Source organism: Reyranella sp. (genome assembly GCF_050185545.1).
Classification (GTDB): Bacteria; Pseudomonadota; Alphaproteobacteria; order Reyranellales; family Reyranellaceae; genus Reyranella.
In genome coordinates this window covers 1-9,836 of sequence record NZ_JBFWZI010000225.1, presented here as the reverse complement: position 1 = coordinate 9,836, position 9,836 = coordinate 1, and the positions used below count along the sequence as shown (strand labels likewise).

The following is a 9,836-nucleotide window of genomic DNA, read 5'->3' as shown; positions in this document are numbered from 1 at the left end:
AGCCGGCGCACGTGGCGCGCCTGCTGCCGCGCATGATCGCCGGCGAGCTGATCGGCTGTGCGGGCTTGAGCGAGCCCGGCGTCGGCAGCGATTTCGGCGGCCTCGAGATGGCCGCGGTACGGGTCGACGGCGGCTGGAAGCTGAACGGCGCCAAGGCCTGGATCACCAACGCGGCGGTGGCCGGCCTCTCGGTGGCCTACGCCCAGACCGACAAGGCGCAGGGCTACCGCGGCATTGCCTGCTTTGCCATCGAGGCGGATCGCCCGGGCTTCCATCGCGAGAAGCCGTTCGAGCTGCATGGTGGTCACGCGATCGGCGTCGGCGGGTTCCGCCTGGTCGACTACATCGCGCCCGACGAGGCCGTGCTGCATCCGCCGGGCCGCGCCTTCAAGGCGGCGCTGGCCGGCATCAACGGTGCGCGCGCCTATGTCGCCGCCATGTGCTGCGGCATGCTGCAGGCCTCGCTGGAAACGGCGGTGCGCTACACCCGGCAGCGCAGGACGTTCGGCCAGCCGGTGCTCGAGCACCAGGGCGTGCGCTGGAAGCTGGTCGATGCGGCGACCGACCTCGAGGCGGCGCGGCTTCTCACCTATCGCGCGGCGCGCCTGATCGACGAAGCGGGCGATGCCGTGCTGCCGGCAGCGCACGCCAAGAAGTTCGCCACCGAGATGGCGGTGCGACGCATCGCCGACTGTATCCAGGCGATGGGCGCCAACGGCCTGCGCGCCGAGTATCCGCTCGCCCGCCATCTCGCCTGCGCCAAGATCGCCGCCTACACCGACGGCTCGATCGAGATGATGAACGAGCGCATCGGCGCCGCCCTGCCGCAGGTGTTCGGATGATCCTCTCGACCGTCGAGATGCACACGGGCGGCGAGCCGACCCGCATCATCGTCGACGGTTGGCCGGCTTTCGAGGGCCGTACGCTGCTCGACAAGCGGCGCGAGGCAAAGGAGCGCTTCGACCATTTGCGGCGCGGCCTGATGCTGGAGCCGCGCGGCCATGACGGCATGTACGGCGCGCTGCTTGTCGAGCCCGACCATCCCGAGGCCGATCTCGCCGTGCTGTTCATGCACAACGACGGCTACAGCACGATGTGCGGCCACGCCACGATCGCGCTGGCGCGCTGGGCGGTCGACAGCGGGCGGGTTGCGCGGCAGGTGCCGGAAACGACGGTGCGCCTGCAATGTCCCTGCGGGCTGGTGACGGCGCGGGTCGCGGCCGACGGCATGGTTCGGTTCGAGAGCGTGCCGGCCTTCGCTTATGTGCTCGACCGCATCGCGCCCACGCGCACGTGGGGACCGGTCACCGTCGACGTCGCCTATGGCGGCGCCTTCTATGCCTTCTTGGCCGCCGATTCTATCGGGCTCGACCTCGAGGCCTCGCCGATGCGGCAGATCGTCGATGCCGGCGAGGAGATCGCGCTCGCCGCGGCGAAGGCGATCGCGATCGACCATCCCCACGAGCCCGATCTCGCTTTCCTCTACGGCACCATCCTGACCGACGGCGAAAAGGGCGCCGACGGGCGGCCGAGCCGCAACATCTGCGTCTTCGCCGGCCGCCAGATCGATCGCAGCCCGACCGGCAGCGGGGTGACGGCGCGCATGGCCCTGCAGGTCGTGCGACGCCACGTGCGCCCGGGCGAAGAACGCCTGTTCGAGAGCTGCACCGGTGCCGTGTTCACCGGAAAGGTGTTGCGCGATGCAGCGCCGGTCGGCGGCCGCAGGTCGGTGGTCGTCGAGGTCGGCGGCCGCGCGCATCGGACCGGCGAGGCACGCTTCCGTTTCGACGACGACGATCCGCTGCGCGAGGGGTTCAGTCTGGGGTTGTAGCCGGCAAGGCACGAAGCTCATTGCTGGGAGCGCACCATTCCGATGGCGCTCATAGGATACGTGGTCGACAGGATGAGCGCCTTCGGAGTGGCGCGCTCCCAGCAATCACAAGTCTTATGTCTTCCGGACCGCGGGCGTCCCACCCGCTCATGATTCATGAAGAAGAGCGGGCGGGACGCGCGATCCAAAAGAAACTGAATTCAAGCGTTATCGGCACGGCGCAGGGCCTGGTCGAGGTCGTCGAAGAGGTCGCCGGCATCCTCGACGCCGACCGACAGGCGCAGCAGGTCCGGCGGGCAGGGCGTGCCAGGTCCTTCGATGCTGGCGCGGTGCTCGATCAGGCTTTCGACGCCGCCCAGCGACGTCGCACGCTTCCACAGCGCGACGCGTGCCGCGGTGGCGATTGCCGCACGCTCGCCGCCCTTGACCCGCACTGACAGCATGCCGCTGAAGCCGCCGGCCATCTGCTTGCTGGCGATGGCATGACCGGCAAAGCCCGGCAGCCCGGGATAGAGAACCTCGCTCACCATCGGGTGATCGGCAAACCGCTGCGCGAGCGCCTCGGCCGAGCGGCAGGCCCAGGCGACGCGCGGGAACAGGGTGCGCATGCCGCGCATCAGCAGCCACGCCTCGGTCTGGCCGAGGATCGTGCCCAGCTGGGCGCGCAGCGTGCGCAGCCGCGCCCAGTAGGCGTCGTCGCGCGCCCCGACCAGGGCGCCGGCGATGATGTCGGAGTGGCCGTTGAGGTACTTGGTCGCCGAATGCATGACGATGTCGGCGCCATGCTCGATCGGGCGTGTCAGCACCGGGGTCGCCACCGTCGAGTCGACGGCGAGCAGGGCGCCGGCGCGATGGGCGATGTCGGCTGCCGCGGCGATGTCGGTGACGCACCAGGTCGGATTGGCCGGCGTCTCGATCCACACCAGCCGGGTGGCGCCGGGCCGGACGGCGGCGGCAATGGCGTCGGTGCAGTCGGCATCGACGAATTCGACCTCGAGGCCCCAGCCTGTGGCGAAAGTCGCGAGCCAGTTGCGCAACGCCCAGTACATGACTTTTGGAGCGACGACGTGGTCTCCCGGCGCCAGGGCGAGGAAACAGGCGGTAGCGGCGCTCATGCCCGACGAGAAGATCAAGGCCTTCGGGCCGCGCTCGAGTGCCGCGAGGGTCGCCTCGGCCTGGTCGAATGTCGGGTTGTCGGCGCGCGCGTAGATGCGACCCGACCGGTAGGCGTTGTCCTCGTCGCGCACATAGGTGCTCGCCATATGGATGGGCGGCACGACGGCCTTGGTCACCGGATCGATCCAGCCCATCGCCTGGGCGGCGAGTGAGGCGGCGGCAAGGGGCTTGTCGTTCATGTCGATTTCCGGGACCTTACGAGTTGCTTACACTGGACGCGCTCTATTAGCGCATCGTCGCGCTTCCGTCGTGGATGCATTAGTATCCGCCCGCGCCGCAAACCCGAACACGGGTTTGAGCGGCGGGCGTCGCGATGTCTGTCACCTCTCTTGTCTCTTGTCGCGATGATCAGCATTCGGGAGATTGGTGCATGAACTTCGTTGCTTCCATCCGCCCGCCACAGGCGCCGACCGCCGGTCGCGGTGATCGCGTGGCTCGTACGCGCGAGGCAATCATTGCGTCGGCTTTGGCGCTGGCATTGGCCGGCGAGGTGGCACCGATCGTACGCGATATTGCCAAGACGGCCGGTGTCTCGGCACGCACCGTATTCCAGCATTTTTCCGACACGGCGGAACTCTACGTCGCCGTGCTCGGCCGCATGCTCGCCGCCGTGGTTGGCGACCTTCCCGATCTGGGCGCCGCATGGTCGATCGAGGAACGCATCGCCGCGGTCACCAACCAGTGCAGCGATCGCTGCGAACGCCTCCTGCCGATGTGGACCTTCGTCGAGACGCTGCAACGCCGCTCGCCCAATGCGTCGGACATGGTGGGGCAGATGTACAATTCCAACCGTCATCAGCTGGCGATCTGCTTCGATCGCGAGCTGACGGCGATGCCGCCCGAGTCGCGCGAACGGGCCCTCAATGCGCTCGCGGTGGCGTGCGCGCCGGAAGCCTGGGTCGTGCTGCGCCGCCGGCTCGGCCTGTCGATCGATCAGGCGCGCGACGAGCTGCGCTTCATCACCAGCGCCGTCTTCAGCGACGGCAGCGCGCGCGGTTAGAGTTGGTCCTCATGCTCTTCCGGACCGCGAGCGTCTCGCTCGCTCATGCTTCTGAGCGAGCGAGACGCTCGCGGTCCGGAAGACGATGAAGCGTTACGGCGTGGCCGCCCGGCGCGCCAGCTCCTCGAGCGCGCGGTCGCGCAGGCCGAGTTCGACGAGGTGTCTCACCGTGTTCTCGACGTAGTCGAGGTTGCTGCCGGTGGCGCCGCGTCCGTGACGCACCAGGCCGACTGCCGTCTCGAGCGGCAGCTTGCCGGCGAATTGGCGGTGCTGGCGGTCGGCCAGGTAGACCAGAGACGGCACGGCGCGGCCGTCGTCGAGATGGATCGGCCGGACGGTCTCGCGATAGACGCCGTCATTGTCGATCTCGCGATGGATCAGGTAGCGGCGCACCGTATCGTAGTCTTCATCCGGCAACCGGTGGGCAAGACCGCGACAGGCGCCGCCCGGCAGCAGGCCGAGGATGAGCCCGGGCTGCTGCGGCGTGCCGCGATAATGCTCCGAGTAGATGCAGAAGGCGCGGTGCCAACCCTGCAGCCGCGCGGCCCTCGTCTCCGGTGTGGCGAAGCCCGGGTTCCACATCAGCGAGCCGTAGCCGAAGACCCAGCGCGGCCGGGTCTCCGTGCCGTCGTCCGGTGTGCTCACGCCTGGTGGAGGTGAATCAGCGCGCGGCGGATTTCGCGCGTGCGGGTGAACAGGTCGAACAGCTTGTCGCCCTCGCCCCAGCGGATGGCGCGCTGCAGGTAGAACAGGTCCTCCTGGAAGCGCGCCAGCACTTCGAGCACGGCCTCGCGGTTGTTCAGGAACACGTCGCGCCACATCGTCGGATCGGAGGCGGCGATTCGCGTGAAGTCCCGGAAGCCGCCGGCGGCGAAGCGGAGGACCTCGCTGTTGAGATGGCCGGCCAGATCGTCGGCGGTGCCGACGATGGTGTAGGCGATCAGATGCGGCAGATGCGAGGTGATGGCGAGGATGCGGTCGTGATCGGCCGGGTCGAGCCGCTCGACCTCGCTGCCCAGCCCGCGCCAGAAGGCCTCGAGCTTGTCGGCCGCCGCCGCATCGCCGCCGGGCAACGGCGTCAGGATGCACCAGCGCCCGTCGAACAGCTCGGCGAAGCCGGCCGTCGGGCCCGAGTTCTCCGTGCCGGCGACAGGATGAGCCGGCACGAAGTGCACATGGGCGGGCAGGTGCGGTGCCATGGCGTCGATCACCGCCTGCTTCACCGAGCCGACGTCGGACACGATGCAGCCCGGCTTTAGGCTGGGCGCGATGGCGCGGGTTGCCTCGCCGCACGAGCCGACCGGCGTGCAGACGATCACCAGGTCGGCGTCCTCGCAGGCGGCGGCGAGGTCGGTGCCGCAATGATCGACCAGCTTCAGCTGGTTGGCGGTCTCGGCGGTTTCGGCGCGCCGTGTCGCGGCGACGATGGTGCGCGCCAGTCCGGCGCGTCGGGCGGCGAGCGCGATCGAGCCGCCGATCAGCCCGATGCCGATCAGCGCGATCTTGCCGAAAATCGGCTTGCCGGGAGGTGGCTCGCCCAATGGGGCCTTGTCGAGGGAGGGCGTGGTCATTGCTGGACGACGAAGCGGGCGAGCGAGGCCTGCACCGCCTTGACCTCTTCTTCGGTGCCGATGGTGATGCGCAGGTGCTCGGGCAGGCCGTAGCCGGCGATCATGCGCGGGATCAGCCCGTCGTTCATCAGCCAGTCGTTGGCTGCCGCAGCGCGCTCCCTCGAGCCGAAACCCACCGTGACGAAGTTGCCGACGCTGGGCAGCGGCTTCAGGCCGAGCTTGGCGAGCTCCGCGCTGAGCCACGGCAGCCAGATGTCGTTGTTGGTGCGGCTGGCATCGGTGTGAGCAATGTCGGCCAGGGCGGCGACACCGGCCGCCTGAGCTGCCAGGTTGACGTTGAACGGCTGGCGCAGCCGGCTCATCACGTCGACGATCCCGGCCGGTCCGTACATCCAGCCGAGGCGCAATCCGCCGAGGCCGTAGATCTTGGAGAAGGTGCGGGTCATCACGACGTTGTCGGCCTTGTCGACCAGCTCGACGCCCGATTCGTAGTCGTTGCGGCTCACGTACTCGGCATAGGCCGCATCGATCACCAGCAGCACGTTGCCGGGCAGGCCGGCATGCAGGCGGCGCACCTCGTCCTTGGTGATGTAGGTCCCGGTGGGATTGTTCGGATTGGCGAGGCAGACGACGCGCGTGCGGTCGGTGACCTTGGCCAGGATGGCATCGACGTCGGCGCGGTAATCCGTCTCCGGCGCCGCGACCGGCGTCGCGCCGGCGCCCAGCGCGTTGATCGGATACATCAGGAAGCCGTACTGGCTGTGGATCAGCTCGTCTCCTTCGCCGCAATAGGCGCGAACCAGGAGGTTGAGCAGCTCGTCAGACCCGGCGCCGCAGACGATGCGCGCCGGGTCGAGACCGTAGTGCCGGCCGATCGCCGCGCGCAGCCCAGCACTGTCGCCGTCGGGATAGCGGTGCAGCTCGGCTGCCGCCTTGGCGTAGGCTGCCATCGCCCGCGGGCTCGGCCCCAGCGCCCCTTCGTTCGACGACAGCTTGGCGATCGTCTTCCGGCCCTCGATGGAATCCTTGCCCGGGACGTAGGGCGCGATCTTCATGATGCCTGGCCGCGGCGTGGGCGCGCTCATGGCAGTCTCCTGTTGAGGGTGAAGGGGGCCCGCGCCGCTAGGCCCGCGCCGTTGCGGGAGCGGCGTAGGCGCCGATGGCGGCGACACGACCATTCTGCAGTCCGAGGGCGGCGCCGAGCGCGCCGAGCCGCGGATCGGAATCGGCGATGACGCCGGGCAACTCGACGAGGTAGTGATGCACGCCGCCCACGACCTGGTCCAGCGCCGAGGTAAAGGCCGGCAGGCCGGCTTTCTCCAGGGCCCCGGCGATGCGGTTGCGGCTCAATCCGCTGTCTGCCTCGAGCGCGATCAGCGCCCGATCGTCGCCCGACTCTTCCGGCTCCATGCGCGCCAGCACGAAGGCCGAGATGCCGCGCGCCCGCGCGTTGGGCATCGTCAGGAAGGGGAGGCGGACCACGACGTTGGGCAGGCCGGCATCACGGCCAGTCAGCAGCGGCCACCACGGCGCCGTGTCGGCCTCGATCGGCGCCGGCACGACGCCGAGCGTCGTCGGGCTGGCGCGCACCGCCGCCAGAACCTGGGCCGGCGTGTCGTGGGCGACCAGCGGGATCTGGCAGCCGAAATGGTCGCGCGCGAGATCCCAGTATCCCGGCTGGTCGGTCGGCCGGCAGATCGCGATCCTGATGTCGGGCGTCTGCATCAGGGTGAAGGCGCTTATCATCTCGCGCCACATGCGCCCCACGGCGGCCGCCGGGAAAGGACCCTGGTGCCCGGCCAGGCGCTGGCGCATCACGCGGGCCTCGCGGCCCGGCCGAAAGGCCAGCCCGCCTCCGGTCTTGGACGCGGCAATCCGGTCGACCAGATCCGCCCGCCGCTCGATCAAACCGTGCAAGTCGCTGTCGATGGAGTCGATTTCCTGGCGCAAGCGGTCGAGGGTGGGTGAATCCATTAGGCCGGTGGTTCCTGTGCGGGAGCGGCGATACTACGTCCGGGCGGCCCGCGTAAAGGCTTAGAAACCGCAAAGCTCTTGCGCATCGGCGGTGGCATCCGTATAGAGGGCCTCCCGTGGAATTTGAGCCGACCGGCTTGCGACCACGTTAAACCTCGCTAAAAGGTCGGAGCGCTCGAAAAAAGCCCCCGTCCTTCGCCGGCGGGGGCTTTTTCGTGGCCGCGCGGGCGGCCGAGGGGAGTGCACATGGAGGGGACGATCGGCCCGGCACTGCTCGACGACCTTGCCGATGCGGAACGCAAGGCTCTCGGCCGGTGCCACCATGCAATCCTGGGGGGCGACCGTCCGTTGCACCTCGATTGCGGCGTCGATCTCGGGCCCTACCGGGTGGCCTACCAGACCTACGGCGCGCTCAACGACGAGAAATCCAACGCGGTGCTGATCTGTCATGCCCTGACCGGCGATCAGTTCGTCGCCGAGCGCCATCCTGTGACCGGTAAGGACGGCTGGTGGGACAGCATGGTCGGCCCGGGCAAGGTGCTCGATCCGGCCCACTATTACATCATCTGCGCCAACGTACTGGGCGGCTGCATGGGCACGACCGGTCCTCTCGCCAGCGACCCGGCGAACGGCAAGCCGTGGAACCTGCGCTTTCCGGTGGTGACCATCGCCGACATGGTGCGTGCCCAGGCGGCGCTGCTCGACCATCTCGGCATTGCCGACCTGTTCTGCGCCATCGGCGGCTCGATGGGCGGCATGCAGGTGCTGGAATGGGCGGCGAGCTTTCCCAAGCGCGTGTTCGCCGCCGTGCCCATTGCCTGCGCCGCGCGCCATTCGGCGCAGAACATCGCGTTCCACGAGGTCGGCCGCCAGGCGATCATGGCCGATCCGGAATGGAAGGGCGGCGACTATCGGCTGCACAGGACGGTGCCGGCGCGCGGGCTCGCCGTCGCCCGCATGACAGCGCACATCACCTACCTGTCGGAGCAGGCGCTGCAGCGCAAGTTCGGCCGCTCGCTGCAAGACCGCAACGCCCTCGGCTTCGGCTTCGACGCCGATTTCCAGGTCGAGAGCTACCTGCGCTACCAGGGCTCGACCTTCGTGGAGCGATTCGACGCCAACAGCTACCTCTATATCACGCGGGCGATGGACTATTTCGATCTCGCCGACGCCCATGGCGGCGTGCTGGCTAATGCCTTCCGCGGCACGCCGACGCGCTTTTGCCTGGTGTCGTTCACCAGCGACTGGCTGTTCCCCACGCACGAAAGCCGCGACGTCGTCCATGCCCTGAACGCCGCCGCCGCCAACGTGTCGTTCGTCGAGATCGAGAGCGACAAGGGCCACGACGCCTTCCTGCTCGAGGAGCCGGAGATGTTCCGCACCCTGGCGGGCTTCCTCAAGGGCGCGGCGACGGTGCGCGGCCTCAGGGGAGTGCCATGAATGCCGCCGCCATCCGCGTCGACCTGCAGCTCATCGCCGACATGGTCGATCCGTCGACGCGCGCACTCGATGTCGGCTGCGGTGACGGTTCGCTGCTCGCCTACCTGGTGAACTTCAAGCGCGTCGATGCGCGCGGCATGGAGCTCAGCCAGGCCGGCGTCAACGCCTGCGTCGCCAACGGCCTGTCGGTGATCCAGGGCGACGCCGACACCGATCTCCGCGACTACCCGGACGACGCCTTCGACTACGTCATCCTGAGCCAGACGCTGCAGGCCACGCGCGAACCGCGCCAGGTGCTGCAGCAGATGCTGCGGGTCGGCAAGCGCGCCATCGTGTCGTTCCCCAACTTCGCCCACTGGCAGGTGCGCCTGCGCATGGTGTTCGGCGGCCGCATGCCGGAGACGCCGTCGCTGCCCTACAAGTGGTACGAGACGCCCAACATCCATCTCTGCAGCATCGACGATTTCCGCGCCCTGTGCGCCGACATGGGCGTGGTGATCGAGCGCGCCATCGTGCTCGACCGCAACAGCAAGCCGATCAACCTGCCGCCGCTCGCCGCCAACCTGCTGGGCGAGCAGGCGGTGTTCATGCTGCGACGGGATTGATCAGCCCGAGTCTTCGTCTTGCGGACCGCGGGCGTCTGAGGCTGTGAAGCTTTGAAGCTTTGCAGGGGGAGGACGGTAGCACGGACGCGCAGCGTCGATTATGAGCGTGGCGTTGTCGATTCGTGGTTTGTCTGGTCGATCGGATGGTAAGTCTGGTCGATCGGGGGATGGTGCTAATTTGGTGCTGGCGCCTGCCCGCCAGCGCGGCCTACGCCGTCACACCCATCCCAACCGTTTGA

At 68.6% G+C, this 9,836-nt stretch carries 9 protein-coding genes, 1 pseudogene and 1 riboswitch; of the genes and pseudogenes, 5 read left to right on the top strand and 5 right to left on the bottom strand.

The window, feature by feature from the left end; genetic code table 11:
- A partial coding sequence (locus AB7O82_RS33680; protein ID WP_428621349.1) for an acyl-CoA dehydrogenase family protein occupies positions 1-842 on the top strand: 842 nt, incomplete at its 5' end.
- Positions 839-1,831: a proline racemase family protein gene (locus AB7O82_RS33675; protein ID WP_428621347.1), complete on the top strand. Its 993-nt coding sequence runs from the start codon at positions 839-841 to the stop codon at positions 1,829-1,831. The genes AB7O82_RS33680 and AB7O82_RS33675, both read left to right, overlap by 4 nt.
- A gap of 200 nt (positions 1,832-2,031) precedes the next feature.
- On the opposite strand, the gene AB7O82_RS33670 is transcribed toward AB7O82_RS33675, so the two are convergent.
- Positions 2,032-3,186: a trans-sulfuration enzyme family protein gene (locus tag AB7O82_RS33670; protein WP_428551347.1), complete on the bottom strand. Its 1,155-nt coding sequence runs from the start codon at positions 3,184-3,186 to the stop codon at positions 2,032-2,034.
- A 191-nt stretch (positions 3,187-3,377) separates the two neighbouring features.
- Between AB7O82_RS33670 and AB7O82_RS33665 the strand changes: the two genes are divergently transcribed.
- Complete coding sequence (locus AB7O82_RS33665) at positions 3,378-4,007, top strand: TetR/AcrR family transcriptional regulator (RefSeq protein WP_428551349.1); 630 nt, start codon at positions 3,378-3,380, stop codon at positions 4,005-4,007.
- Between the two features lie 93 nt (positions 4,008-4,100).
- On the opposite strand, the gene AB7O82_RS33660 is transcribed toward AB7O82_RS33665, so the two are convergent.
- From AB7O82_RS33660 to AB7O82_RS33645, 4 genes are read right to left on the bottom strand one after another with little or no spacing between them, the layout of a single operon-like run.
- Positions 4,101-4,652, bottom strand: coding sequence for a gamma-glutamylcyclotransferase (locus tag AB7O82_RS33660; RefSeq protein WP_428551351.1), 552 nt, complete (start codon positions 4,650-4,652; stop codon positions 4,101-4,103).
- A complete protein-coding gene (locus AB7O82_RS33655) occupies positions 4,649-5,578 on the bottom strand; it encodes a prephenate/arogenate dehydrogenase family protein (protein ID WP_428621345.1) in 930 nt (309 codons plus the stop codon). The genes AB7O82_RS33660 and AB7O82_RS33655 overlap by 4 nt, the downstream gene beginning before the upstream one ends.
- A complete protein-coding gene (hisC, locus tag AB7O82_RS33650; RefSeq protein WP_428551356.1) occupies positions 5,575-6,663 on the bottom strand; it encodes a histidinol-phosphate transaminase in 1,089 nt (362 codons plus the stop codon). The genes AB7O82_RS33655 and hisC overlap by 4 nt, the downstream gene beginning before the upstream one ends.
- A 37-nt stretch (positions 6,664-6,700) precedes the next feature.
- The gene (locus tag AB7O82_RS33645; RefSeq protein ID WP_428551358.1) at positions 6,701-7,552 is read right to left on the bottom strand and encodes a chorismate mutase; all 852 of its coding nucleotides are present in this window, start codon (positions 7,550-7,552) and stop codon (positions 6,701-6,703) included.
- Between the two features lie 106 nt (positions 7,553-7,658).
- Positions 7,659-7,734: riboswitch (SAM riboswitch) on the top strand.
- Positions 7,735-7,798: 64 nt separating this feature from the next.
- On the opposite strand from AB7O82_RS33645, the gene metX reads away from it, so the two are divergent.
- Together metX and metW are read left to right on the top strand one after the other, a co-directional pair.
- A complete protein-coding gene (gene metX, locus AB7O82_RS33640) occupies positions 7,799-8,992 on the top strand; it encodes a homoserine O-acetyltransferase MetX (protein ID WP_428551360.1) in 1,194 nt (397 codons plus the stop codon).
- Positions 8,974-9,597, top strand: a pseudogene (metW, locus tag AB7O82_RS33635) (methionine biosynthesis protein MetW); the annotation flags it as partial. The gene metX and the pseudogene metW, both read left to right, overlap by 19 nt.
- Between the last annotated feature and the right edge of the window lie 239 nt (positions 9,598-9,836).

Excerpts from the sequence above, each read along its gene's own strand:
- AB7O82_RS33675 (WP_428621347.1), top strand. The coding sequence starts at position 839 with ATGATCCTCTCGACCGTCGAGATGCACACGGGCGGCGAGCCGACCCGC.
- AB7O82_RS33670 (WP_428551347.1), bottom strand. The coding sequence starts at position 3,186 with ATGAACGACAAGCCCCTTGCCGCCGCCTCACTCGCCGCCCAGGCGATG.
- AB7O82_RS33665 (WP_428551349.1), top strand. The coding sequence starts at position 3,378 with ATGAACTTCGTTGCTTCCATCCGCCCGCCACAGGCGCCGACCGCCGGT.
- AB7O82_RS33655 (WP_428621345.1), bottom strand. The coding sequence starts at position 5,578 with ATGACCACGCCCTCCCTCGACAAGGCCCCATTGGGCGAGCCACCTCCC.
- hisC (WP_428551356.1), bottom strand. The coding sequence starts at position 6,663 with ATGAGCGCGCCCACGCCGCGGCCAGGCATCATGAAGATCGCGCCCTAC.
- AB7O82_RS33645 (WP_428551358.1), bottom strand. The coding sequence starts at position 7,552 with ATGGATTCACCCACCCTCGACCGCTTGCGCCAGGAAATCGACTCCATC.
- metX (WP_428551360.1), top strand. The coding sequence starts at position 7,799 with ATGGAGGGGACGATCGGCCCGGCACTGCTCGACGACCTTGCCGATGCG.